20 protein-coding genes are annotated in these 24,486 nt (G+C 64.3%); 11 read left to right on the top strand and 9 right to left on the bottom strand.

Annotated features, from left to right (window positions below; translation table 11 throughout):
* The first annotated feature begins 167 nt into the window (after positions 1–167).
* The 3 genes from KA184_07955 to KA184_07945 are packed head-to-tail and all read left to right on the top strand — an operon-like array spanning position 168 to position 2,302.
* On the top strand, positions 168–854 hold the full coding sequence (locus tag KA184_07955; protein MBP8129502.1) for a hypothetical protein: 687 nt from the start codon (positions 168–170) through the stop codon (positions 852–854).
* Between the two features lie 19 nt (positions 855–873).
* Complete coding sequence (locus KA184_07950; GenBank protein ID MBP8129501.1) at positions 874–1,140, top strand: hypothetical protein; 267 nt, start codon at positions 874–876, stop codon at positions 1,138–1,140.
* 1 nt (position 1,141) lies between these two features.
* Positions 1,142–2,302, top strand: coding sequence for a beta-lactamase family protein (locus KA184_07945; protein ID MBP8129500.1), 1,161 nt, complete (start codon positions 1,142–1,144; stop codon positions 2,300–2,302).
* Positions 2,303–2,341: 39 nt separating this feature from the next.
* Here KA184_07945 and KA184_07940 read toward each other — a convergent pair whose 3' ends face one another.
* The 5 genes from KA184_07940 to KA184_07920 all read right to left on the bottom strand — a co-directional run bounded on the left by KA184_07940 (position 2,342) and on the right by KA184_07920 (position 8,268).
* Positions 2,342–2,992: an HAD family phosphatase gene (locus KA184_07940; GenBank protein ID MBP8129499.1), complete on the bottom strand. Its 651-nt coding sequence runs from the start codon at positions 2,990–2,992 to the stop codon at positions 2,342–2,344.
* A 36-nt stretch (positions 2,993–3,028) separates the two neighbouring features.
* Positions 3,029–4,084 (bottom strand): GHMP kinase, encoded by a 1,056-nt coding sequence (locus KA184_07935; GenBank protein MBP8129498.1) that lies wholly within the window; start codon positions 4,082–4,084, stop codon positions 3,029–3,031.
* A 120-nt stretch (positions 4,085–4,204) separates the two neighbouring features.
* Complete coding sequence (locus tag KA184_07930; GenBank protein MBP8129497.1) at positions 4,205–5,329, bottom strand: glycosyltransferase family 4 protein; 1,125 nt, start codon at positions 5,327–5,329, stop codon at positions 4,205–4,207.
* Between the two features lie 27 nt (positions 5,330–5,356).
* Positions 5,357–6,271 (bottom strand): hypothetical protein, encoded by a 915-nt coding sequence (locus KA184_07925; protein MBP8129496.1) that lies wholly within the window; start codon positions 6,269–6,271, stop codon positions 5,357–5,359.
* Positions 6,272–6,399: 128 nt separating this feature from the next.
* Positions 6,400–8,268: a family 20 glycosylhydrolase gene (locus KA184_07920; GenBank protein ID MBP8129495.1), complete on the bottom strand. Its 1,869-nt coding sequence runs from the start codon at positions 8,266–8,268 to the stop codon at positions 6,400–6,402.
* Positions 8,269–8,451: 183 nt separating this feature from the next.
* Between KA184_07920 and KA184_07915 the strand changes: the two genes are divergently transcribed.
* The gene (locus KA184_07915) at positions 8,452–11,106 is read left to right on the top strand and encodes a hypothetical protein (protein ID MBP8129494.1); all 2,655 of its coding nucleotides are present in this window, start codon (positions 8,452–8,454) and stop codon (positions 11,104–11,106) included.
* 195 nt (positions 11,107–11,301) lie between these two features.
* Here KA184_07915 and KA184_07910 read toward each other — a convergent pair whose 3' ends face one another.
* From KA184_07910 to cbiM, 4 genes are read right to left on the bottom strand one after another with little or no spacing between them, the layout of a single operon-like run.
* Positions 11,302–11,955, bottom strand: a complete 654-nt coding sequence (locus KA184_07910) for an ABC transporter ATP-binding protein (protein ID MBP8129493.1) — start codon at positions 11,953–11,955, stop codon at positions 11,302–11,304.
* Between the two features lies 1 nt (position 11,956).
* A complete protein-coding gene (gene cbiQ, locus KA184_07905) occupies positions 11,957–12,700 on the bottom strand; it encodes a cobalt ECF transporter T component CbiQ (protein MBP8129492.1) in 744 nt (247 codons plus the stop codon).
* Positions 12,693–13,268, bottom strand: a complete 576-nt coding sequence (locus tag KA184_07900; GenBank protein MBP8129491.1) for a carboxypeptidase regulatory-like domain-containing protein — start codon at positions 13,266–13,268, stop codon at positions 12,693–12,695. The genes cbiQ and KA184_07900 overlap by 8 nt, the downstream gene beginning before the upstream one ends.
* Entirely contained in the window at positions 13,261–13,893 is a 633-nt protein-coding gene (cbiM, locus tag KA184_07895; GenBank protein ID MBP8129490.1) for a cobalt transporter CbiM, read from the bottom strand. The genes KA184_07900 and cbiM overlap by 8 nt, the downstream gene beginning before the upstream one ends.
* Positions 13,894–14,067: 174 nt before the next feature.
* Between cbiM and KA184_07890 the strand changes: the two genes are divergently transcribed.
* The 7 genes from KA184_07890 to KA184_07860 all read left to right on the top strand — a co-directional run.
* On the top strand, positions 14,068–14,850 hold the full coding sequence (locus KA184_07890; protein MBP8129489.1) for a hypothetical protein: 783 nt from the start codon (positions 14,068–14,070) through the stop codon (positions 14,848–14,850).
* Between the two features lie 203 nt (positions 14,851–15,053).
* Positions 15,054–16,607 (top strand): sigma 54-interacting transcriptional regulator, encoded by a 1,554-nt coding sequence (locus KA184_07885; protein MBP8129488.1) that lies wholly within the window; start codon positions 15,054–15,056, stop codon positions 16,605–16,607.
* A 555-nt stretch (positions 16,608–17,162) separates the two neighbouring features.
* Complete coding sequence (locus tag KA184_07880; GenBank protein ID MBP8129487.1) at positions 17,163–18,566, top strand: hypothetical protein; 1,404 nt, start codon at positions 17,163–17,165, stop codon at positions 18,564–18,566.
* Positions 18,567–18,694: 128 nt separating this feature from the next.
* Complete coding sequence (locus tag KA184_07875; GenBank protein MBP8129486.1) at positions 18,695–19,765, top strand: GntR family transcriptional regulator; 1,071 nt, start codon at positions 18,695–18,697, stop codon at positions 19,763–19,765.
* Positions 19,766–19,870: 105 nt separating this feature from the next.
* Positions 19,871–20,599 carry a hypothetical protein gene (locus KA184_07870; protein ID MBP8129485.1) on the top strand — a complete coding sequence of 243 codons (729 nt, stop codon included), beginning with the start codon at positions 19,871–19,873 and terminating at the stop codon, positions 20,597–20,599.
* Positions 20,600–20,893: 294 nt separating this feature from the next.
* Positions 20,894–22,087: an aminotransferase class I/II-fold pyridoxal phosphate-dependent enzyme gene (locus KA184_07865; GenBank protein MBP8129484.1), complete on the top strand. Its 1,194-nt coding sequence runs from the start codon at positions 20,894–20,896 to the stop codon at positions 22,085–22,087.
* A 308-nt stretch (positions 22,088–22,395) separates the two neighbouring features.
* Positions 22,396–24,486, top strand: a 2,091-nt coding sequence (locus KA184_07860; GenBank protein MBP8129483.1) for a proprotein convertase P-domain-containing protein, incomplete at its 3' end; no start/stop codon positions are given.

The following is a 24,486-nucleotide window of genomic DNA, read 5'->3' as shown; positions in this document are numbered from 1 at the left end:
AATGCTGCAGCGTGGGCAAATCCACGTACGATTTCACGGGACAGATCCTGGCGGGCCCCGCGACGAAGGGGTTACACGTGATGTCCGTCGAACGAGACGGAAACGTGCTGCGGATTCGTCTGCCGCATCAAGTGAAACCATAGGAGCAGTAAGAAGGGGTGCTGGTCATGCGTACGTTTGTGGTTTGCCTCGTGGCCGTCCTGGGTGTCGCGTTTCCTGCCGCCGCACATAAGCCAATTGTGATTGACGGCGGCCCCACGTCTCTCGAAGACGCGCTCGAGACGGAATCCGTCGACATCTCGCAGGTCGCCTATCACCGGCGCACCGCCGGGAACCCGGAAATCTGGTTGACATTCGAAGTGACCGCGAACACGCCGCTCTATCTGCAGATGGGGGTGCCGAAACTCGGTCGGCTCGAAGACTATCGCCCCGCCATGGCGCTGGTCGGCCCGGGGTTGCCACAGGTCCAGTTGCCCTTTGAGATTCCCGAAGGCTACGGCGCCTACGTGTTCCCGACGGACGGCGAAGAGCCGAACGAGTTCTACGAGCCGTTTACCGGCACCACGTCCTGGCAATTTCCCGACAAGAATCTCACCCTCGAAACGGCCGGCCGCTATTATGTCGCCGGCTACGCGCCGCAGGGAGACGACGGCAAGTTCTGGATCGCCATTGGCAAGCGGGAATCCTTCAGCTTTCTTGACATCGTGAGCCTTCCGGTCATCACGGTCAAGGTCCGGCTGTTCCACGAAGTCTTTCCCATCGGCGGTATTGCGATGTGGTTCTTCATCATTCTTCTCATTATCGGAGGGCTATCCGTCGCGCGACTTTTTGCGCTCCCGATGCCGTCCGCGTAAACCCGGATTGTCTTGCGATATGCCCGAAGACCTGCCGCCCGCGTTATGGAATGCGTTCTTGAATGCCGACGGCCCGACTGTCTCGAACGCAATCGAACGGTTCCAGGTGCGTCCGGGCGACCTGCTCCATGCGGACTGCAACGGCGTGGTGTCCATTCCCCTTGAGATTCTGAGCGACCTTCCTGCGGCTATTGACGAGGTGCTTCGCAGCGAACAGGAGACGCTGCGGCGCCTGCGCGAAAGCGGTTACGACCTCGAGGCGCGCCGCAAGCGCCTGGAACACTAACGTGTCAGGCCGGCTTGGTCCCACATGCCGCGGGCATGCCGTGTGGCTTGCGGGAATCTTATGTGCGCGCGCCTTTGCGGCCGGGGCGGAATGTGCGAATCTGGCCGCGCAACTGGAGCCTGTTCGTAGGCAATACGACCTTCCGGCGCTCGGCGCGGCGGTGGTGCGCGACGGCGAACTCATCGCGCTGGGCGTTACGGGCGTGCGCAAGTACGGCGGCGACGTCGCCGTGACGCCCGGCGATTGCTTTCATCTGGGCTCATGCACGAAGGCGGTAACCGCGACGCTTATCGGGCGGCTCGTCGAAGAGGGCACGCTGCGCTGGGATACGTCCATGCCGGAGGTCTTCCCCGAACTTGTCGCGGAGATGCAGCCGGGCTATCAGCGAGTCACCGTCGACCACCTCTTGGCGCATCGTGGCGGCCTTCCGGGCGAGAGTTGGCCGAAAGGGGAGACGTTTCTATCTTTGCACCGGCTTCCAGGCACGCCGCGCGAACAGCGCGAAGCGTATGTCCGTATGATGCTCAGGCAGCCTCCCGAAGCGGAACCGGGCGCGAAGTACCTCTACGCGAATGCGGGTTATGCCATTCTCGGCGCCATCGCGGAACGCGTCACCGATACCGCCTGGGAACAATTGATCATCGACCGCGTGTGCGCGCCGCTGGGCATGACCTCCGCCGGCTTCGGCGCGATGGGCAGCCCCGATCTCGTGGACCAGCCTTGGCAACACAAGGTCGTTCAGGGCCGCCGGGAACTTGTCGCACCGGGGCCATTGAGCGACAATCCCGCGGTGATCGCGCCCGGGGGATGCATGCATTGCAGCTTGGCTGACTGGGCGAAGTTTGCCGCCTTGCACGCCGGCGGCCCGGCAAGCGGCGTTTCTCTGCTGCGTCCGGAGACCCTGGAACACCTGCACACGCCGTTCTTCGGCGGCGACTACGCCGGCGGCTGGGTCGTTTGCAGGCGCGATTGGGCGGGCGGCGCCGCGCTGACGCACGCCGGCACGAACACCATGAATTACGCCGTGGCATGGCTCTCGCAGGAACGGCATTTCGCTGTGCTGGCCGCGGCCAATCAGGATGACGACGTGGGACTCTCCGCCAAGGCCTGCGACGAAGCCGCGTGGATGCTGATCCAGGAATTCCTGCTCAAGACGCCGTGACGAAGCCTGAAAGACAAGGCCTTGTTTGGCGGATTCGGCCTACTGCACCAGACCCGGGGTGAATCTATCGAGGTCGTCGAGGACGAGGTCCGCGCGCGACACGTCCTGGGCGGGCCGGTTCGGGCGGGCCAGCGCCACGCAGCGAAGACCGGCGTCTTTCGCCGCGTGGATGCCCGCCGTGGAGTCTTCAAAGGCCAGACAGGCCCGTGGCGGCAGGCCGAACCGCTCGGAGGCCATGCGGTAACACGTCGGGTCCGGCTTGCCGGGCGCGAAATGCTCGCTGCCCAAATAAAAGGACACGTACTCGCCAATGCCCGCCAGCGTGATGGCGTGCCGGATGTCCTTCACGTAAGAGCCGGAGACAATGCAAACGGGGTATGCCGCGGCCAGGCGTTTCAACAGCGCAATCGAGCCGGGGATGCGAATGTCGCGGCTGTCGCGCAAGGGCGCGAAGCGCTTCTCAAGTTCGGGCGTCAGGGTTTCGACGGGAAACGGCAGGCGGGGATACCGCTGCTCGAGCATGTCGTAGATCGTATGCCATGCGCGGCCGTACACGATGTCGAGCACGTCTTTGAAGGGCGCGTCATATCCGTATTCTTGAAGCAGCGCCTGCGTCGCTTCGACCCAGAGGATCTCGGAGTCGATGAGCGTGCCATCCAAGTCAAACACATAGGCCTGAATCGTATCCATACGGTAATCCGCGGGCTTGCCAATGCCGCCCGAATACTACACCTGCGTCTCCCAACAGCGCAGGCCGGTGCGCGAGAGATAGGTCGGGATGACGCGGAAGCGTTCGTCCAGCGATAGCAGAGCCTCGATAAACCTGCGCTTGCTCTCGCTCTCAGGTCCGCACAAGATCGTGAGCGAGCCCCCTTCGCCGCCCGCGCCGTTCACCTTCCAGCCGATGCAATTGTGTTCGCGCGCTATGCCGATGACCGCCTGCGCCGCCTCGGAAACGAGGCCGGGATGCAACCTTATCTGCGCTTCCGTGTTCTTGACCATGGCGCGGCCGAGCGCGTTGAAATCGCCGGCATACACGGCATCTTTCCCGTCATGCGCGGCCTGGCGCAGCGGCGCCAGCACCGATTTGTCCGCGTCCTTGGCTTCCAGCCGTGCGATGACCTGCTTGTGGATATCGCTCGAGGAATGCGTGCGGCCCAGGTATACCAGCACAATGCGGCGTTCCAATTCCCACCAGATACTGTTTGATACGACGATCTGCGACACGGACGCGCGGGGATAAGCGAACATTTCGATGAAACAGATGCCTCCGTAGGCCGAGCAAATCTGGTCCTGAATGCCGCATTGCAGCCCGAGCTTCTCCGTCTCGACGCGGTGCGCCGTGGCCGCGATTTCGTGGGGCGTCATGCGGCCCTTGGACAGGAGGTCGAGCGCGCCGAGCAGGGCCACGCTCACCGCGGCGGACGTGCCGGTCGAGCAACCCGCAGGCGCGCTCGAATACAGGTTGATTTCGAAGGACAAGTTCTCCGGAATCTCCATGATATCGACACAGGCTTCCAGGAGCGGGTGACGATCGTATTCGATTGGGCCCGGGTCAAGCACGTACCGGTCGCCGAAATTCTCCGCATGGATCGTGATCTTGCGCTGTTTGCCGGGCGGCGTTTCGTGCACGTAGATCTGGACCTCGGCGTAGGGGTAGACGCCGATGTTGAACACGGCGCCTGTCTCCGCGAACCACGTGTCGGTCCACCCGCCCAAATCGCAGATGCGTATGGGAGCCATCGCATTGACGATGCGAAGCCGCTTGCCTTTCTGGTCCATGGCGTTCTCCCCTTACCCTTAAGGAGGTGTCAAAGTGCGAAATGTACTCGCCCCGTCCAGCCGGATCAAGCCGGGCCCAAGTCGGCGGCGGCAAGGTGCGCGACGCGCTCCGCAGACACGCTAGAGTGGATGTCTGGCGGCGGTCCGGCGCAACGCCGCGAGGACTTGTCCCGCAAAACGCTCCCACGTGAACTGGCGCGCGCGGGCCGCGCCGGCCTGCGCTTTCTGGGCGCGCCATGCATCGTCGGTCAGCAGGCGTTCCAGCGAGGCCGCGATGGCGTCTACGTCATAGGGATCGACGAGCGCGCCCGCTTCGCCGGCGACCTCGGGCAGGGACGAGCAGTTGGAGGCGAGCACCGGCGTGCCGCAGTGCATGGCTTCGAGCAGCGGCAGCCCGAACCCTTCCCAGAGAGACACAAGCGCCAATACATCGGCCCCGGCCATGAGCCCGGGCAGGTCCGCCTCATCGACATAGCCCGGTTGCACGATGCGCGGTTTCACGGGGCTCCGCGCGATGGCTTTGTGAAGGCCTTTTTCCATCCAGCCGGCGCCGCCCGCGATGACCAGTCCGTGCGGCAGTTCGGGCCGCCGCGCCAGAACACGCTCGAATGCATGAACCAGCCGGACGAGATTCTTGCGCGGCTGCAGGCGGCCCACGTACAGCACGTAGCGTTCCGGCAGCCCGAAGCGGGCGCGGGCCTGTACGCCTCCGTCTGCGCTGTCCCGTGGCCGGAAGCCTTCCGCGACACCCGGATACGCGACACTTATGCGTTCCTGGGGCAGGCCGAACCGTTGCAGGACTCCGGCCTTTGTAGCTTCGCTGATGGCAATCAGGTGTGTCGCCCGGGAGACGGCCAGGCGCGCTTCGACGCGCGCGCGCATGCGGCGCCGCCACGGGAAATACGCGCCGAAATCGTAGAAGGCCAGATCGAGCACCGTTGCCACGCCGGGACATCCGCGCCGCGCCGGAAGCTGCAACGTCGTCGAGTAGAACACATCTGGCGGATCACGCCGCAGTTCCCGGGCGAGCACGCGCTGGGTCCAGATGCGCCGGCGGTGCAGCACGCGGAACTCCGCCTGCTCGGGCGTAATCGGGAAATCGTCGCGTGGCGGCGCGTCGAGGTAGACGCGCAGGCGGTCGTCCCCGAGCAGCGGCGGCAGCGCGCGCAGCAGATTGTGGCACAGGCGGCCAATGCCGGCGCGGTTCGCCTCGTTCGCGGGGCGTCCGTCCACACCGATAATCATGCCCATAACTCCGGCTGCTGCTCTCGCTTACACTTCCACGAAGGGAAGGTGCTCGATCTCGCGGAAGCGGTCCGGCGTGACCAGGCCGAGCACGCGATCGTTGTTGGGTAAATAGGCTGTTTCCGGCGGGACCTCGGGAAACCCGTCGACGTGATCGGGGATAAAAAACGCGTTGACGCCCTGGCGGTCGCAGCCGATGAGCCGGTACCCCTTGGCGCGGCCCAGTTTCACCAGCGCGGCCAGCGACGCGCCGAAATACAGCCCGCTCGGATGTTTCGCCCAGCGGCGGAATTCCGGGTCGTACTTGACCGTCAGCGCGCGCTCGGGCCCGAATACCGAATTGTACTCGATGACTACCGCGCGGGGTTCGACGGCCTCGATGGCGCGCCAGACCCAGTAGTCGTTCCCGTCGATGTCGATGGACAGCAGGTCGATTTCGCGTTCGGGCACCTGGCGCCGCAACGTGTCATTGATATTCTCCGCGGTGACCCGCGTGTTCGCGATGCGCACGTTTCCCGCGCGCGGGCCAAGCATGCGCTCATAGAAGGCCCGCGCCTGCGCAATCCTGGCGTCGTCGGCGTCGAGCAGCAGGCCGCGCCAGCCGAAATTCACGGACAGGTTTGCCGTGTTGCACTCGGAGCCGTTGCCGCAGCCAAACTCGACGAAATAGCGGTTGCGCACGCCTATCGTTGAGAACAGGTTCAGAATCAGGCCGTCCTCGCCGTTTTGCGAATAGACCTTGATCTCATGCCGGTTGAAGGCTGCGGCGTCCGGCGTGACCGGCATCAGATGCGGATACGCCTCACGCGCGATATACGCATTCAGGAGGAGTGATTGCTTTTCCAGCGCGTCGAGGCGCGGACCTATCGACTTGGCCAAACGTACCGAGGCGACCCACCGTCTCGGCAGAACCCGTTTCAGTAATTCCCGTGTCAAGGACATCGGCTGTGGCGCTCCCTATCCCGTGTTGCAGCGGAAGACTATCGTAACATCAGGGAGATTGCCGCGCCACTGTGCGGAAAACCGCTGTCGGACAATCGTTACATGGCGTCGAACCGCCGGCGTCCGGGTTACAGGGTCTTCCGGTACAACGCGCGCGCGATCCGAAGTTCCGATGGCCGGTTGCGCGCGAGCCAGAGTTCCTCGAAGCGCTCCAGCAGGCCCAACATCTCCCGGCGCAACGCCCGGAGCCCTTCGGCCTTTCCGCGACCGCCCGGTCCCCGTACGGCCAGCTTGCGCGCCGCGTGGCGCATCGTGTCCACGGCAAACACCCAGTAGGGCAGCAGGCCGAGGGGGTCGCCTTTCTTGGCGGCATACTTGGCGAGCACGGCGCGGACATCGTCCAGTGCGGCGAGCGTTTCCTCACCGAGTTGCGCGTCCAGCGCGACCGCGACCGGCGTGATGCGGCCGTCCAGGAAGGCGAAACCACGGCGCTCTTCGCCGTTGAACAGCGGGTCGGTCGGCGTGGCGAAGAAGATATGCCGCCACACGCTCTGGTAATAGCCCTCGACCGACAAGTGCGATATCGCGCCGAGCGTGTCGATGGCTTCCGCGAGTTCCGGGGCGTCGTGCCCCAGCAGAACGGCGCAGAAACGGCGCGTGAAGCTGGCGCGATCCGCTTTCGTGTTCCAGGCTTGCTCCGCGCCGAAGAGATACCCGTACCAGGAGTACTCCATGAAATTGTAATGACCGCCGTCGCCCCAGTCCGTATTGATGAGCCCCGCCGCGCCGTGGCGCCGCCCGGCCTGCGCGAAACCCGCAATATTGGCGGCGGACTCATGCAGCCGCGGGAACAGACTGACCCACGAGGATGTGCCCGGGCAGGCGTAACATTCCAGGCCGGCGACCGCAAAATCGCCGATCGCGTCGAAATCGTGGTTGGCCCCGTAACCCCAATCGAGCACGGCGAGGTCCTTGGGCAGCTGCGGGATGAGTTCCGGGTACTGACGGATGACGTCGCCCCAGAACATGGCGCGTTTGTCGAGGTGTTTCATCATTTCGGCGACTTTTACCACATGGTCGAAATAGACGTTGCCCTTTCCTCTCATGGCGGCCATGAGGTAACTCTGGCCGAGGCCAAGGTCGAAGGTTTCGTCGCAGCAGATATTGACGCGATCCGACCGGAACAACGGCAACAGTTCGGCGAACAGCGAGTGCAGGAACGGATACGTGTCCGCGTTCGCGGGCGAGATGGTCCAGGCCCTTTCCTTGAAACCGCGCAGCGCCTCATCCGCGTCGGGGGCTGCGTAACGGCCGATGCCCCAGTCCTCCGCGAGGTTGCGGTACGGCGCGTGCTTCAGCAGTTTCTCCATGTGACCGAAACAGGGAAGGGCGGGGATCAGTTCGGCGCCCCGCGCGTGCGCATGGGCGTCGAGGCGCAGCACTTCCGCCGCGTCCAGCGGCGATGCGCCTTTGCCGACAAGCGGGTGAGCGCGATAACGGAACGTATGCTCGATGTACAGCTGCAAATGGTTGATCTTGTAGTCCGCAAGCGTTGCGGCCCATTCTTCAAGACGCTCTGTCTTCGGCACGCGGCCGCGCGAGAGATCCAGCATCGTGCCGCGCACGGGGAAGTCGGGCCAGTCCTTGATCTGCAGCGCGGGCAGTGCGCCGCCCTGCGCCTGTCGTGATACCTGTGCGAGCGTGCGCACGGCGTTCCGCGCGGCCTCGGGGTCCGCGGCCTCGATGAAGATGCCTTCGGCGCTGATGTCCAGCGTATAGCCTTGCGGCTGTAATTTGCGGTTCAGAAACAGGCGCACCGTGTTCGGCAGGCCCGGGGCGTTGGCATAGAGCGCGTAGCCCGGAAACAGTGCGCGCAGCGCCTCCGCCGCGGGCAGCCACGACGCGCAGGGTATGGCGATGCTGCCCGCGCGCGGCGACCGGAATTGCCCCCCGTCCAGCCGCAAGGACTTCGGTTGTGGAATCAATATCGGCTTCATAGTCGTGTCCCCTTCCATCCACTGCTGTCGATGAAAACATTCTATCACGTCCCGCCTCCTGCTCGTGCTCGCGCGCGAACCGAGCGCGGGGAGACGCCCGGTTGCGTTCGGCCGTTGATCCGGGGCATGCCGGGTACGTAGACTTGCCCGCATTCTGGTGGCCTCTATCCCGGGAGTCTGTTCATGAAAGCCTATTACTGCGTGGGGACGCATTGGGACCGCGAATGGTACGAGCCGTTTCAGGAATTCCGCATGTGGCTCGTCGAACTTATTGACGAAGTCATGGACCTGATGGACCGCGACCCTGAATACCGGTGCTTTCACCTCGACGGACAGACTATCGTGCTTGAGGACTACCTGTACGTCCGTCCGGAACAGCGCGAACGGCTGATGCGGTTTCTGCGCGATCGGCGGTTGCTGGTCGGACCGTGGTACAACCTGCCCGACGAATGGCTCATCTCCGGCGAGAGCTTCGTGCGCAATTTGATGAAAGGCGCGCGGATTTGCCGCGATTTCGGCGTGAAACCCGCGCAGTTCGCCTACACGCCGGATCAGTTCGGCCACATCGCCGCGCTACCCATGATCATGGCGGGTTTCGGATTGCGTTGCGGCATCTGCTGGCGCGGCACGCAGGACGAGGAGTACCCGGCTCAGTTCGTCTGGGTAGGGCCCGACGGGTCGCGCATGGTCACGCACAAGCTCAAGGACCATGGCGGGTATACGCCGTTTCTGCTCCATGTCCGTCACCCGCTGGAAGGCGCGGCATATGAGGTGGAGAAGGTCCGGGAGCTGTTTGATCCGTATTTCGAGACCGAAAAGAACCGGGCACCGGCTCCTTTCGTGCTGCTCCTGGACGCGGTCGACCACCAGCGGCCTGACCCGCGGATGCCGGAACTGTTTCGGGCGCTGCAGCAGTCGCGCCCGGACATTGCATTCGTCTGGGGCACGCTCGAGGACTACGGCGCGGAACTGCTCCGTCACGAGAGCGAACTGCCGGAGCGCAAAGGCGAGTTGCGCCAGCCGTGCCGGACCCACGACCGCCTGTACCAGTACCTCATCGTGCATACGCTCTCGTCCCGCTATCCTGTCAAGAAGCGGAACGGGCAATGCCAGGCTCTGCTTGAAAAGTGGGGGGAGCCGATGGCGCTGTTCCAAATGCTCGCGGGCGGCGCGCCGGTGTTGAGCTATCTGGACCGCGCGTGGACCTTCCTCATGAAGAATCACCCCCACGACTCCATCTGCGGCTGCAGCATCGACCAGGTGCACCGCGACATGCGCTACCGCTTCGACCAGTGCGAGTTGATTGGCGACGGCGTGGTGCGGCGCGCGACGGCGCATGTGGGTGGCGCGGCCATTGACGGCGACGCCTGGAAGAACGTCGTCGTGCACAACCCGCTACCCTTTGCGCGCAAGGAGATCGTCAACATCGCGATTCCGTTCCCAGCCGATTTCGGCGAAAAGACCGGGTACTGCTTCATCGACGCGCTCGCCGCTTCCGAGCGCGTAAACAAGTTCTACCTGCTCGACGACGCCGGGCGGCGCCTACCGTATCAGCACGTGCGCATCGAGCGCGGCGCCGCGTTCAAGCATCTCAACAGCATCGGGCGCAAGCATACCGCGCAGGCCGACATCTACCACACCGCCGTGGAACTCCAGTTGCCGCCGGGCGGTTATATGGGCATCCGGGTCGAGGGCACGCACGCGGCCACGCGCACCTTCGGCAGTTTGCGCACCGGGCCGCTCACCGCGGCCAACGGTCTTGTCGCGCTGGAGGTGCGGCACGACGGTACGGCTTGCCTCCGGCATGAAGGCTCGGCCCGTGTCTTCGACGGCCTGTTTCTCTACGAGGACTGCGGGGATTCCGGCGACGGCTGGACCCGAGGTCCGCTCATCGACGACATCGTGTTCCGTTCGCCGGGGAACAGCGTCGCCACGGCTGTCGAGGAAGATGGGCCGCTGCGCACGGTGTTCCGCATCGAGCGCGAGTTCCTGCTCCCGCGCAGGCTGGAAAAGCCGCACTACCATCGGTCCGATGACCGGACTCCGCTGCGCATTGTCGATTTCCTCACCGTGGAAAAGCACAACCCGTGCCTGCGCGTGCGCACCGTAATCCGGAACACGGTCTGCGATCACCGGCTGCGCGTCCTGTTCCCGACGGGCGCGCGGTCCGGCCGGTCCTTCGCCGAAACGCCGTTCGCGGTGGTCGAACGCGCGATTGAAGTGCCCCCGGACACGGCGGAGTGGCAGGAGCGCGTGAACCCCGAGAGCGCGTTTACCAGCTACTGCGGCGTGCTCGACGGGTGCGGCGGCTTGGCCTTGTTGTCACCGTGGGGGCTGCACGAATACGAGGTCACACAGACGTCCGAGCGCAGCATCGCGCTCACGCTGTTCCGCGCGACCATGCAGACCGCGGGCACCTCGGGCGAACCCGACGGCGAGCTGCTCGAGGAGATGGTCTTCGACTACCAGTTGCTGCCCTTCGCGGGACCGTTTGACGCGGTTGCGGCCGCGCAACTCGTTGCGTCGCATCAAACCGGCGTGCGCACCCACGGCGCAGCGCAGTTGCCCGAAACCAAGTCCTTCCTGTGGCTGGAACGCAACGCTGTCGTGGTCACGGCGGTCAAACCCGCGCACGATGAGCGGGCGGGCGTGGTGCGGCTCTGGAACCCATCCGATGCGCCTGTCGCGGACATCATCCGCGTGGGGGCGCCCGTGCGCGAAGCGCACCTCTGCAACTTGAACGAGGAGGCCGGCGCCAAGATCACGCTCACGCCCGGCGGCGGCATCCCGGTCACGACGCCCGCGCGCGGCTTGGCCACGGTCCTGTTCCGCTGGTGACGGGAAGCCCATGCTACCACTCGAACCGCGCGAATGGCGCTTGTGCCGAGTGGCAGATCGCGTCTGGCACCGCTCGACGCGCCATGCGCCGCTGAAGCGGTGCGCATGTTGCACGTGGCTTGATGCGCTGTGACCACAAAACGGACTTGTATCACGGGCGGCTCACCGGGGGAAGCGGCGCACCGTTCGTCCTCTTCAGGGGACCAGCTTACCCTCGTGAAGGCGGATGGTGTCCGCCCCGATCGCGCGCAGGAATTCCTGGTCGTGCGACACGACGATCATCTCGTGAGGGAGGCCGCGGAGGATGGCAGTGATGCGTTGTTGCGCCGCCTCGTCCAGCCCCGAAACGGGTTCATCAAGCAGCAATACTTCGGGCCGCATGGCGAGCACGCCCGCCAGCGCGACCAGCCGTTTCTCGCCCCCCGAGAGACGGTGCGTGATACGTTCCTCGAAACCGGCGAGGCCGACGCGGTCCAGCGCGTCCCGGACCAGACGCCGCACTTCGTCCGGCGTCCTGCATTGATTCAGCGGGCCGAAAGCCACGTCCTCCTCGACCGTCGGGCAGAACAGCTGGTCGTCCGGGTCTTGAAAGAGGAAGCCGATCCGCTGCCGCACGGGCAGGAAACACCGCTCGCCGCGGCGCTCGACGCCGAAGACGGCTACGCGGCCCCGCGTGGGCCGCAGCAGTCCCACAATCAGCTTGAGGAACGTCGATTTCCCGCTGCCGTTCGCGCCGGTCAGACCCAGCCGCCGGCCTCGCGGCAGGCTGAAATCGACGCCGCACAACACGGGACGCCCCGCGTCATATGCGAAGTGCACCTCTTCGAGCGTGATGACCGGTTCGTCCACGTTACCTCCATGCCAACAACAGGACTACGGCCAGTCCCCAGCAGCAAGCAAACACCACGTCGCGGACTCCCGCGCGATACACGGCCATGACGGGGAACTTCCCGGCGAAGCCGCGGCACAACATCGCCTCGTGGACGCGCTGCGACCGGTCGAACGCTCGCACGAGCAGCATCCCCACCAGGTAGCCGAGCGTGCGCAGCGTGTGACGGTTGCACCGCGCCTGAAACGCGCGCGCGGTCAGGGCGGCGCGCAACCGCGAGTATTCGCGGTGCAGCACGTCCAGGTAGCGGACCGTAAAGAGAAACAGATACGTAAGCTTGGACGGCACCCTCAGCCGCCACAGAGCGTGCCCCAGGGCCGTTGCGTCCATCGTGGCCAGAAGCGCGGTCAGCGCGGCCACGATTGCATTTGTCTTCAGCAGGATCAGCAGCGCCAGGCCCGCGCCCGCGTCCGTAAATCCGATGGGCCCCAGGGTGAACAAGGTGTTTCCCGGCGCCGACGCCGCCAGCATGAGTCCGAGCAGGACGAGGAATGCGTTCAGCCGCGCGAACCGCGCGAGCAGCGGCCGCCACGCAAGACGCGCCGCGCACAGTGATGCGGCCGCCACAGCCAGTGCAAACGCGGCCGGGGTCGCGGCGCGCAGCAGCGCCACGACAATGGCAAACGCCGCCGCCGCGACCACGCGCACGCGCGGGTCCAGACGATGAACCAGCGAATCGCCCACAGCGAACGGCGCGCTAAGCACGAGGCCCGCCTTTCAGCCGCGCACGGGCCTTCAAGTAGAACACCAGACCCATAACACCAAAGATATAGCCGATACCGCCGACGATGTCGCGCAGGCGCGCGCGCGTCTCGTTGCGCGCAAGATCCGCGCGCAGCGGCTGTATTTGCCGCGCCACGGCCTGTTCCACCAGGGCCGGCGTTCCCGCGGCGGGCGGCGCATCCGCGCCCGCGGACGTCTGAGCCGGCGCCGTTTCCCGCAGCCGCGCCGGTAATTGGGAAGCCGGGACCGTGTATTCCTCGCGATGCCCGTCGTCCGATTCGCAGACGAATGTATGATCGCATGCACTCACAGGCGTGAACGCGAACGCGCCCGTTGCGTCGGTTGTGGTTTGCCCGAGCTGCTCGCCGCCGGGCCCCATGACATGCACCGCCGCCCCAGACGCGCCGTTGCCGCCGGAGTAATAGACCAGCCCCGTGATGCGGTCGCCGTCCGTCTGTGCGAGGATGTTGAGCTTGTGCGCAAACGCCGGCGCGTACGGCAGGCCACACGTCAGAACGGCGAGTGCGCCGATACGGATCAGATTAGGCAAGGGAATGCTCCTCTTCCGGGCAAGTCCCGGAAGAGAGTACTTCCGGGCGCACTCTAGACAGCAGTGCTACGGCCCAACCCGTCACGAGTCCCTCGACGGCCGCCACGGGGACGTGCGCCGCAAACACGGTCGCGGCAACCACCGCAAACGCGCGCCCCGTGGTCAGAAGCGCGAGGCTTACAAACAGGGCGCCCGCGAGAATGCCCAAGGCGCCCGCGACGAAGCCGGCAGCAAAGCCGCGCCCCCCGGGAGGCGATGGCGTCAGCAGCCGGAACACGTAACGACACAGCACGGCGGCCAACGCCATGTTTGCTGTGTTGACGCCCAGCACGGCGACGCCGCCGTATCCAAAGAAGACGCACTGCAGCAGCAACGCCACAAGGAACGCCGGGAATGCGGCCCACCCGAGCACAACGCCCGCAAGGCCAATGAGTGTCAGGTGCGCGCTCGCGGGGCCGAGGGGCACTTGAATCAACGAGGCCACGAACAACGCCGAGGATAGCACCGCCGCGCGGGGGATGATCTCGAGTTCCATTCTGCGCAGGCCGACCGCAACACCCACAACGGTCACGGCGGCACCCGCGGCGAGCGCGGGGGCGTCGAGTATCCCTTCGGCAATGTGCATGACGATTCCTTCGTGGGGTTTCAACCGACGGTTTGAAATGATACCATCCGGCAACGGACGCGCCCAAGCCAGGCGGCGACGCGTTCTTTGCACCCGCGACAAGGCTATCCTTTCCACCAGAGAATCCGGTAAGATGTGCGGTCAGACCATCACAGTTTTCAAGGGCTGCAGCCGATGTTGTCCGTAATGTGCCCGAACTGCAGGGAAACGCTGCGCGTCCCGGAACGATTCGCCGGGACGGCCGGGGCGTGCAAGAAGTGCGGATGCCGCATCGTTATCCCGCCCATGGCCATTCACGTGCCGGGCGGGGACCCCCCAGGACCGGCGGCTCCGCGAACGGAATCCAAAGAAGACGCAAGACCGGCGCGCGGTTTCGTAGCGCATGCCGCCGGACGAAACCCGCGGAAGGCGGCGCCAGCCGTTCCGCCCACCCCGCTCAAGGAAGAGAAGCAGCCTTCGCTTCTCTCCTACATCGTGGCTTCCACGCTGTTGCTGGCCTTCTTTGTAGTGGTCTATTTCTACGGCGTCTTTCCCCGTGCCGGAAACTTGAGCAAAGCCCTGAACATGGGCCTGCCGGTCATCGGGCTCGTACTGCTGGTCGTGCTGGCGGTGCTCATCGGCTCCTGGGTGAAACGTATCGTACACGCGAAAGACGAGACTGGCGCCGGAACGGTGGCACACGGAACATGGCTGATCTGGGGCGGCAAGGACGAACTGGAGTGCCCGTATTGCGGGGCTCCTGCTGACCTGGACCTGCTCGTAGACCTGTCCGGCGACGTGGGAATACCCGGCTTATCGGCCGACCCGCGACGTACGCGCCGGTACACTTGCGGCGATTGCGGCGCGCAGTTTCCTTTCCGTCCGGCGGCCGGAGGCGCCTCGGCCAGGACCGCTGGCAGCGAAAGGGGTGCCATCGTCTACGAATGGCAGCCCCAGCGCATGCGCCCGGCGCAATAAGAGGCTCGCGCCGGGGCCCGCGTCATGGGTGTGCGAACAATCCTTCATCCCTGGTGGTTCCTACCATATGGGGCATTTTGTGTGCCAAGTTAGGGGGTGAATTTGATATCTGCGGGGAGATTATCCTACAATTCCGTCATTTCCAGGTGAGTTCAGCCTTCTGGCGGCCTTATTGGCGACTGGTTATGTCGCGGAGTATGCGTATGGGCACCACCACAGCGCCGCAAGTGCGTAAAGAAGTCTCCGAACTGCAATTGCTGTTCGAGATCAGCCAGACCTTGGACCGCAGCCTCGACTTACGCGAGGAATTGGCTCCGGTCTTGCGCGCCATAGCGGCGCATACCGGTATGCTGCGCGGCACCATTACACTGGTCGACCGTGAAACGGGGGAACTGTATATCGAAGTCGCGCACGGTCTCTCGGGCGAAGAACTGGAGCGGGGCCGGTACAAGCGGGGCGAGGGCGTGGTGGGCAAGGTGGTGCAGACGGGCCGGCCGATGGTTGTGCCGCGCGTATCGCAGGAACCCCTGTTCCTGAACCGCACCGGCTCTCGCAAAGAGCTCGACAAGGAGACCATCTCTTTCATTTGCGTGCCGGTCAAGCTGGAAAACGCGGTGATCGGCGCGCTCAGCGCCGACCGGCTTTTTTCGGACGACGTGTCGCTGGAAGAGGATTTTCGTTTGTTGTCGATCATTGCGTCGATGCTGGCGCGGGCGGTGCGGCTGCGCCAGGAAGCGCAACAGGAACGCAGCCGCCTGCTCGAGGAAAACACGCGGCTGCAAAAGGAGTTGCGCGAGCGGTTCCGGCCCGCAAACATGATCGGCCGGTCCAATGCGATGCAGGGGGTCTTTGACCAGATTGTGCAGGTGGCCAAGAGCGACGCGACAGTCATTGTCCGGGGCGAAAGCGGTGTGGGCAAGGAACTGGTGGCGCAGTCGCTGCATTACAACAGCCTGCGCGGCGCGAAATCCTTTGTGCGCGTCAACCTGGCCGCGTTGCCGGAGTCTGTTATTGAGAGCGAGTTGTTCGGCCATGAAGCGGGCGCGTTCACGGGCGCGACCTGCCAGCGCAAAGGCCGTTTTGAATTGGCGCACGGCGGCACGATCTTCCTGGACGAGATTGGCGACCTTACCCCGCAGATGCAGGTCAAGCTCCTGCGCGTGCTGCAGGAGAGAGAGTTCGAACGGGTAGGCGGCACGGAAACGATCAAGGTGGACGTGCGCGTCATCGCCGCCACGAACCGGGATCTCGAGAAGATGATGGAGGAGAGCGCGTTCCGGCAAGACCTCTACTACCGGCTGAACGTCTTTCCCATGCACATTCCCCCCTTGCGCGAACGCAAGACCGATATTCTTGAACTGGCGAATTTCTTCGTCGAGAAATACAGCAAACAGTTTCACAAGTACGTGCGGCGCATCTCGACGCCGGCCATCGACATGCTCATGAGCTACCACTGGCCCGGCAATGTGCGTGAACTGGAGAACACGATTGAACGCGCCGTGCTCCTTACCGAGGATGACGTGGTCCACGGGCACCATCTGCCGCCCACGCTGCAGACCGCCGAGGCGTCGGACACGCGCATGAAAGGCACGCTCGAAGAGACGCTTGCCCGGGTCGAACGCGAGATGATCATCGAAGCGCTCAAGGATGCGCGCGGCAACAAGGCGAAAGCGGCGCGCACGCTTGGCATCACGGAACGGATCATGGGTCTCCGGGTCTGCGCCCATGGTATTGACCCGCGAAAATACCGCGCTTGAACAGCCGGTCCCTACAGGACGGTATGCGGCGCTGCCACGAACCTACGCGGACGTAAGCTGTTCCTGTTTCCCTTTAGTGTCCCAAGGTGTGCCTGTATAAATAACCCACACACCAGAGAAATTCTTGTCAATCACTATTCCTAACACCTCCATTCAAAGGTACTTATGACATATTAGCGCCCGGCCTGCGCTGGAACACGCAGCGTGGACCGCGTCCCGAGCACATTTCGGCCCTATCTTGGCATTGATACTGCTTAAAGCCAAAACAACTGCCGTCGTGAAGTTCCCGACGGCACAGACGTCTGCCTGCCAGGGTGCGATTCAGTTTGCCCTGAATCGCCCCTCTTGTAACGGAGGTGTTGCCAAGCGCCTCCCCCTTGCCCAAAGGGGGCGCGCACGCCCTGCCCAAGGTTTGTGCGCGCTCCCTTTAAGTCTTCTGCACCAGCCTGGTGCTTTCGACGGTTGGAGACTGCAAGCGCACTATTTTCATCTTGACAGTATGCGGTAAACTATTTATACTTGCAATGGAAGGAAAACCATACTCGGAGACGGCGCATGAATGAAGCCGATAAGCCAGAACGGCTGCTCCAGTTTGATGCCGTGCTTAATGAGTTCCTGGCGCGCGCCCAAACCGCCCTCGAAGAGCTCGGGCGGGATGCCACTCAGGCCAAGGCTGGTCTGGAGGCGATGAACGCACACCTGGAAACCCTCCGGAATGAAACCGTCCAGAGTACGGCGGCGCTTCGGGAACAGTCCCAGGCGCTGAGCGCATGGGTGGCGGAAGGACTGGGCGTGCAGGCGCAGGAGCGGACCGCCGCGGTTGAAGCCGAGCGGGACGCCGCGAAGGCCGAGGCGGAAGCGGAGCGGGGACGCGCCGGAAATCTCGAAGCGCAAGTGACTGCGGAGCATGAGACGGCGGAAGCGCTGCGCGGCCAGGTGGCCACGCTCGAACAGCAGCTCGCGGTTGTGCGCGAGGAGTTGGGCCAAGTCCGCGCCCGGCTCGAAGAAGCGCCGGACGCGGCGGCCATTGCCGCCGAACAAGGTCGTCAGGAGGCCCGGCTTGCGCAGGCGCAGCAGGCGCTGGAAGCGCGCACGCGCGAATTGGCGGAGGTCCGCGAGAATCTCGCGAATTGTGTCAGCGCGGCGGAGGCCGCGGAACTGCGGGAAGCGCTTGAGGCACGGACACGCGAGTGGGAGGCGTCCCAGCGCGCGCTGCAGGAAAGCGTCAGTGCCGCGGAAGCGGAGATGCTGCGGCGAGAGGCGGAAACGGAACGGACGCGCGTGCAGGAACTCGAAGAGCGGCTGCGGCAAGAGACGTCGCGGGGCACGAAATCCGTGCTGGCGGAGCAACTCGCCGAGGCATTGCGCGAAAATGAGGCATTGCGTGACCAGTTGCGGCAGCGCGAACGGGCCGCGGCGGAGACCGCGCCGTCCGGTGGAAGCGCCCCGAGACCCGCCGTGCGCCGGCTGGAGCAATCAGAGGTGGCCCGCCTTCGCCAAGTGGCAGCCGGTCTGCGCGACGGACACAAGCGCAGTATCGGCGAAATCCTGGTTGATGCGGAATTGATTACCGCGGACCAGTTGGACGAGGCCCTCGACGAACAGCGACGCACCCCCTACACCCATCTGGGCGCCATCCTCGCGAAGAAAGGGTACACAAGCGGAGAAGCCGTGGCCCAGGCGCTCGCCCTGCAGTGCGGCATACCTTTCGTTCATTTGGATGACATGGAAATCGACCCTGAGATTGCCCGCATGATCAACGGTCGGCTGGCCCGCCAGCGCCACTGCGTGCCCGTGCGCATCCATGATAACGAGACGCTGGTCGTGGCGATGGGCAATCCGCTGGACTTGGTGGCCATTGAGGATATCGAACGGACCACCAACCGTCGTGTCGAAGTCGTGGTCGCCATGGAAGAGGAAATCCAAAGATACATCGAGGCGAATTATCCCGCTGAGTGAACGGCGGACCCATGGCGCAATGCCCCGGCCCGAGTGGTCCCTTTCTTCGGTGAACCCGCCCTGCGGGCCATGCTATTGTTTACGGGGATCGGTTGGCCACCTATTGGGACGTCAGGAGTGTTTTCTTAGTGGCAAAACAGCCATTGTATATCCATATTCGCGAGGCACTCAAGGAAGCTATAGACAACGGAACGCTCGCCGAGGGTGCGCGCATTCCGTCTGAACTGGAACTGGCTGAGCAATACGGTGTCAGCCGCAACCCGACGCGTCAGGCGCTTCGGGAACTGGAACTGGCTGGCTACATAGTGCGCTCGCGGCGGCGTGGTTCGTTTGTCGCGCCGCTCAGTCAGCGGCGGCGCCAGTTGCACTTGAGCGAGAACCGCGTGTTGGCGCTGGTGTGCCCCCCGATCTTGAGCCGCCACGTGCAGCGGATCATTCATGGCTTTGTCGAGGGGGTGTCGTCGCGCAATTTCAATGCGCTCGTCTATTTCATGGACAGCGTGGGCAAGAGCCAGGCGGAATTACTGCGCGACATCCGCCACAGCGGGCTGGCGGGCGTTGCGCTTTGGCTGTACGAAGAAGGCGGCGGCCCCATCGAAGCGCTGCGGGAAAACCAGCAGGCGGGATTTCCCTTTGTGCTGCTGGACCGCTACCACCGCGAACTGGACTGCGACTTTGTCGTCAGCAACAACGAGGCCATTGGTTATGTGGCCACACGGGCGTTGACCGAACGCGGGCACCATACCATCGGCTTCTTCGGCAGCGACTATGTCAACACGGCGACCGAGGAGCGGCTGGAGGGTTTTCTGCGGGCGCTGCGCGAAGGCGGACTCGAGCGCAATCAGGAACTGACGGCGGCGCTTTCGCCCCGCGAAGATATCCGCGCCTTTCCCATTCACCGCGTCGTCGCGCACAAGAGCCGGCCGACGGCCTTCTTTTGCGCGGAAGCGTGGATCGCGATACTCGCGGCGCAAGAGCTGCACCGGCTCGGTTACGCCGTACCGGGCGACGTCGAACTCGCCTGTGTCGATGACGGCGAACTGACCGGAGAACATGCCCGTCTCACGGATTTGACATTCCAGCAGCAGTCGTATGTCATGGGGCGGACCGCTGTCGAGACGCTCGTGCGGCGCGTCCAGGAGCCGAATGCGCCGCCGCGCAAGATCTTTCTCGAGCCAAGCTGCGGGCGCGACGGATAACGCTGCCTTCGCGGCGGGAAAGATCGCAGGAGCGGACGGACGGTGCGAGTCATGATGACGTGTTGGTCATCGCATTGAGGGGGATTCGGAAGGAGAGGGTTCGCCATGTTTCACCAGGTGTACTACCGGCTGCTCCAGGCGGTCGCGGCAGCCGTCGCGATCGTGTTGCTCTACATTGTCCTGCTCGTGTTGTACGAGTTGTTTCCCGAAAGCGGGCTGAAGGCGGAAGTTTTCGGCGGCGCGACATCGCAGGGCGTGCTTTGGCTCTACATCCCCTGCTTGCTGGCCATTTTTCTCACGGTCATCATTATGCTGCTGCTGCTGTTTCTTTACGCAAGCCACAACGCCGTCGTCGTGCTCTGGCTGCCGATTGCCGAGGAGATTTCGTTTCATGGCGTGTTGCTGCTGGCCATATTCCGGGCGGGCCTGATACCCGAGGTAATGCTGAACGTGCCGCACATCACGTTTCTTACCGCGCTGGTGTGGTGCGTTATCCCGTTTGTCGTGTTTCACATCCCTCAGGTCGCCATCGACGCGCTGCACGGCAACCTGGACCCCGGCCGCCCGCTCGACGCGGCCATCGTTGGGCTCGCCGGCGCCATGATCGTGGTGGTCGCGTACCTGGGGTACGGGCTGCCGCTGTGGGGCTGTCTGCTCGCCGCGATGGTCCTGCACATCGCGTACAACGCCGCGTGCGTGTTCTTGCTGAAGGCTCCGGGCCTCCTTGTCCGTTGCGTCATCCGGGTGATCGTGCTGATTGTGGTGCTCGTTTTCTGCTGGCTTTACTTCGACCAGGCGGCGAGCTTGTGGGCCGGCCCCAACGGACCACAATGACCCGCGTGTTCAGCGGCACGATGCGCGCGGCAGCGGTCATGGTATACAGTGTAGCCGGAATTGGGGTGGCCCGATGCACAGGCTGCTCCCCGCCGGGCGCGCTGGATAACGTATCGCGGCGCCATGGGCGCGCTGGTCCGGCGCCATGGGGCGAGTGAGACTGACCGAGCGCAACGTGGCGGCCGCGTCACACCTGTTGCCCGTCCATAGGGCGCATCTGCGGCGAGAGTCCCCTGCCCCGGATTCTGCACGGACCTGTAAGGACATCGATTCTTGACCCGGGAAACATCAATTATGATTCCAAGACGCCGTGCGCACATGTACGCCGGCGAGGCCGAGGAACTCGCGGCCTGGCTGCGGTCCGGCCCGCCGGGCGCGGAAGAGGCCGTCGCGGAACTGGAGCGGGCCATCGCCCGTTACGTGGGCATGCCGGACGCGGCGGCCGTCAGTTCCGGCCGCCAGGGCATGCGGCTGATCCTCGAACACGCGGGCGTCGGTCCGGGCGACGAAGTCGTCATACCCGCCTACACGCTGGCGGAGTTGATCCCGCTGATCCAGCAGTGTGGCGCGACCGTCGTCGCGGCGGATATCGACCCCGCGACTCTGAACGTCACCCCGGCCGCGGTGCAGGCCCGGATCACGCCGCGTACCAAGGCCATTCTGGTGCTGCACGCGTTCGGCGCGCCCGCCGACGCGCGAGCCATAGCCGCGATGACCGCACCGCGCGGTATCCCCGTCATCGAGGATTGCGCCCATTCCCTCGGCGCGACGGACAACGGCCTGCAGACCGGCGGGGCGGGTTATGCGGGCTTTTTCAGCCTCGAAATCACGAAGCCGGTCAACTCCTACGGCGGCGGGATTGCCGTCAGCCGCGATTTCTCGCTGACCGGCCATGTCCGGCGCGGAGTGGCCGGGGCGGTCATCGATCCCGGGCACGTTCCGCGGAAACTGCGTATCATCCGGCTGGAACGCATTCTGTTTTCCACCGGCTTGGCGTTTCCGCTGCTGTTCCTGCTCGCCAACCCGGCCAGCCGCGCGTTGATGCACCGGCTGTACCGCCTCTGGCAGCACGCCACGCCGCCATTGCTGCGCTATGCGCCGGTCCAGGCGCGCGTTGCGCTCAAGAAGCTTGCCACGCTTGACGAGCGCATCGCTGTGCGCAACCAGCGCGCTGCACTGCTCGCATCGCTGCTCCATCCGGATATTCGCGTGCAACGGGTGCGCGCGGGTTGTACGTCCGCGTGGTACTTTTTTGTCGCGTTGCTGCCCTGCCCGGCGGCGGCGGTGCGGCGCGGACTGCTCTTGCGCGGCATCGACGCCGCAGTCGAACATGAGATTGCCGACGATTGCGCCGCGTGGCTGGGGCAGCACGACTGCCCCAATGCGCGCGATGTGTTCACGCGCGCCATCGCGCTTCCCATGTTCGATGGAATTGACGAGCGGACAATCGAGCGCGTAGCGCGAACCCTGAACAAGCTGCTTGCATGACGGCGCGAGGCGCGGGCGGTCGAGAGCGAACCGGACGTCAACGACGGCATCGCGGGCGCCCACCGGACGCGTCGCGCACGGCCCGCGCGACCGCCCGCCAAGGGTTTGTATCCGGCGTCATTTGGGCTGATCTCAATGCGCAGGTCCGGATATTGGCAACCCCCATATTCCAATCCATGTTCCCGGCAGCCTCATGGAAGGGCGGATATGCGCAAGCTTCGTGCCGCGGCGACAAGAGCCCCGTAACCCAAAGCGGGAGCCAATCCGGTATAATGCAGGTGTACTCTTGGTTCTAGAGGTGTGGCACCGTGAGAAGTCTTGCCGTTCTTCTTGTCTCGTTGGCGGCGGTCGTGTGTTGCGCGGAGGCGGGCGCCGCGAAGGCGCGTCCGGGCCGGATTGCCGTCCTTGAAGTGCCGGTTCTGAATGCCGGCACGCTGCGCGTGCTGCGGGAAGGCGATTTCGACGTGGACCGCGGCCCGCGCCCCGGCGTCCTGCGCGTCTACGCAACGGATGCGGAAGTCGGGCTGCTGGACCGGCTGGGGGTGGACTACAAGGTTACGGGCTATCAGCCGGACCCGCCGGATTTCGGCGTGTTCGACAAGGCTCTCGGCACGTATCACAGCTACTCGGAAATGGCCGCGATGCTCCAGGACTATGCGGACGCGCATCCCGGCGTGTGCCGGCTGGTGAACGTGGGCAATTCTCACCAGGGCCGGGGGTTGTGGGCCTTGCTTATCACGGACAACCCGGATGTCGAGGAGGACGAGCCGGAATTCAAATACGTCTCGACGATTCACGGCGACGAGCCGCTTGGCATGGAGATGTGCCTGTATTTCATCGACCTGCTCCTGACGTCCTATGGTGCGGCGACGACGGAAGGTCAGCGCATCACCGCGCTCCTTGATGAAACGGCCATCTGGGTCATGCCGCTGATGAATCCGGACGGGCATGTCGCGGGGACGCGCTACAACGCGCAGGGCTACGACCTGAACCGGAATTTCCCCAGTTACGTGGCCGACGGTGCGGATGGCAACATCTACGACGGCGACCCGCTCGACACGGCAGGACGCCCTACCGAAGTGCAGCGGGTTATGGAGTGGACCGCGGCGCACAGCTTTACGCAATCGGCGAATCTCCACGGCGGCGCGCTGTTGGTCAACTATCCTTACGATGAGGGCGACGCCCCGCCAAACACGTATGACGCCTGCCCCGACGACAGCCTGTTCATCTACATTTCCGAGCGGTACTCGTATTACAACTCGCCGATGTGGAACAGTTCGGAGTTTTATCACGGCATCACGAACGGGTCGGCGTGGTACACAGTCTACGGCGGCATGCAGGACTGGAATTACCGCTACGTGAGTTGCAACGAGGTCACGATCGAGTTGTCCAATTCGAAGCGGCCCAACCAGTCGACGCTGCCAACTTATTGGGCGAACAACAAGGAATCGATGCTCACGTATCTCGAGCAGTCGCTCCGGGGCGTTCGCGGCGTCGTCACCGATGCGGAAACGGGCGCGCCGCTCTACGCAAAGATCGAAACAGGCGGCATAGCGCACCCCGTGTATACTGACCCGGATGTGGGTGACTACCACCGTATGCTGCTGCCAGGCAGTTACGTCGTCACGATTTCCGCGCCGGGCTACGCACCCCAGACCATAAGCCCTGTGGTCGTGGCGGCTGGACCCGCTACACGCCTGGATATCGCGCTCGCGCCCCCCGGGGAGGGAGAAGGAGAGGGAGAGGGGGAAGGCGAAGGGGAGGGTGAAGGCGCGCCGTCTTGCACGGCTTACGAGAGCATCGATGTGCCCAAGTCTATCGCGGACAATGCGTATACCGTTTCGACACTGCAGATTGCCGGCGCGGCCACGATTGAGGATGTGGACGTACACCTGGACATCGCACACACCTATACGGGCGATATATCCGCCGTGGTCGAATCCCCCAGCGGCACGACAGTCCTGTTGTTCTTGAACCTGGGCGGTTCCGGTGACAATTACACCGGTACTATCTTCGATGACGAGGCCCCCGGCTCAATCATCTTTGCATCGCCTCCTTTCACAGGGCGTTTTCAACCGCAGGGCGCCCTGAGCGACATCGACGGCGAATCCGCCGAAGGTACGTGGACACTGTCCATTCTGGATGACGCGTTCGGCGACACGGGCACGCTTCTGAGCTGGGGCTTGTGCCTACAGTTAGGTTCGGCTGAGGGTGAAGGCGAGGGCGAAGGCGAGGGGGAAGGTGAAGGAGAAGGCGAGGGCGAAGGCGAGGGTGAAGGTGAAGGCGAAGGCGAAGGCGAGGGCGAAGGCGAGGGTGAAGGTGAAGGCGAAGGGGAAGGTGAAGGGGAAGGTGAAGGGGAAGGTGAAGGCGAAGGCGAGGGTGAAGGTGAAGGTGAGGGG

This window comes from Candidatus Hydrogenedentota bacterium, assembly GCA_018005585.1.
Taxonomy (GTDB): Bacteria; Hydrogenedentota; Hydrogenedentia; order Hydrogenedentales; family JAGMZX01; genus JAGMZX01.
This window is presented reverse-complemented; position numbering and strand designations above follow the sequence as displayed.

Excerpts from the sequence above, each read along its gene's own strand:
- KA184_07955 (MBP8129502.1), top strand. The coding sequence starts at position 168 with ATGCGTACGTTTGTGGTTTGCCTCGTGGCCGTCCTGGGTGTCGCGTTT.
- KA184_07950 (MBP8129501.1), top strand. The coding sequence starts at position 874 with ATGCCCGAAGACCTGCCGCCCGCGTTATGGAATGCGTTCTTGAATGCC.
- KA184_07940 (MBP8129499.1), bottom strand. The coding sequence starts at position 2,992 with ATGGATACGATTCAGGCCTATGTGTTTGACTTGGATGGCACGCTCATC.
- KA184_07935 (MBP8129498.1), bottom strand. The coding sequence starts at position 4,084 with ATGGACCAGAAAGGCAAGCGGCTTCGCATCGTCAATGCGATGGCTCCC.
- KA184_07930 (MBP8129497.1), bottom strand. The coding sequence starts at position 5,329 with ATGATTATCGGTGTGGACGGACGCCCCGCGAACGAGGCGAACCGCGCC.
- KA184_07925 (MBP8129496.1), bottom strand. The coding sequence starts at position 6,271 with ATGTCCTTGACACGGGAATTACTGAAACGGGTTCTGCCGAGACGGTGG.
- KA184_07920 (MBP8129495.1), bottom strand. The coding sequence starts at position 8,268 with ATGAAGCCGATATTGATTCCACAACCGAAGTCCTTGCGGCTGGACGGG.
- KA184_07915 (MBP8129494.1), top strand. The coding sequence starts at position 8,452 with ATGAAAGCCTATTACTGCGTGGGGACGCATTGGGACCGCGAATGGTAC.
- cbiM (MBP8129490.1), bottom strand. The coding sequence starts at position 13,893 with ATGCACATTGCCGAAGGGATACTCGACGCCCCCGCGCTCGCCGCGGGT.
- KA184_07890 (MBP8129489.1), top strand. The coding sequence starts at position 14,068 with ATGTTGTCCGTAATGTGCCCGAACTGCAGGGAAACGCTGCGCGTCCCG.
- KA184_07885 (MBP8129488.1), top strand. The coding sequence starts at position 15,054 with ATGGGCACCACCACAGCGCCGCAAGTGCGTAAAGAAGTCTCCGAACTG.
- KA184_07880 (MBP8129487.1), top strand. The coding sequence starts at position 17,163 with ATGAATGAAGCCGATAAGCCAGAACGGCTGCTCCAGTTTGATGCCGTG.
- KA184_07870 (MBP8129485.1), top strand. The coding sequence starts at position 19,871 with ATGTTTCACCAGGTGTACTACCGGCTGCTCCAGGCGGTCGCGGCAGCC.
- KA184_07865 (MBP8129484.1), top strand. The coding sequence starts at position 20,894 with ATGATTCCAAGACGCCGTGCGCACATGTACGCCGGCGAGGCCGAGGAA.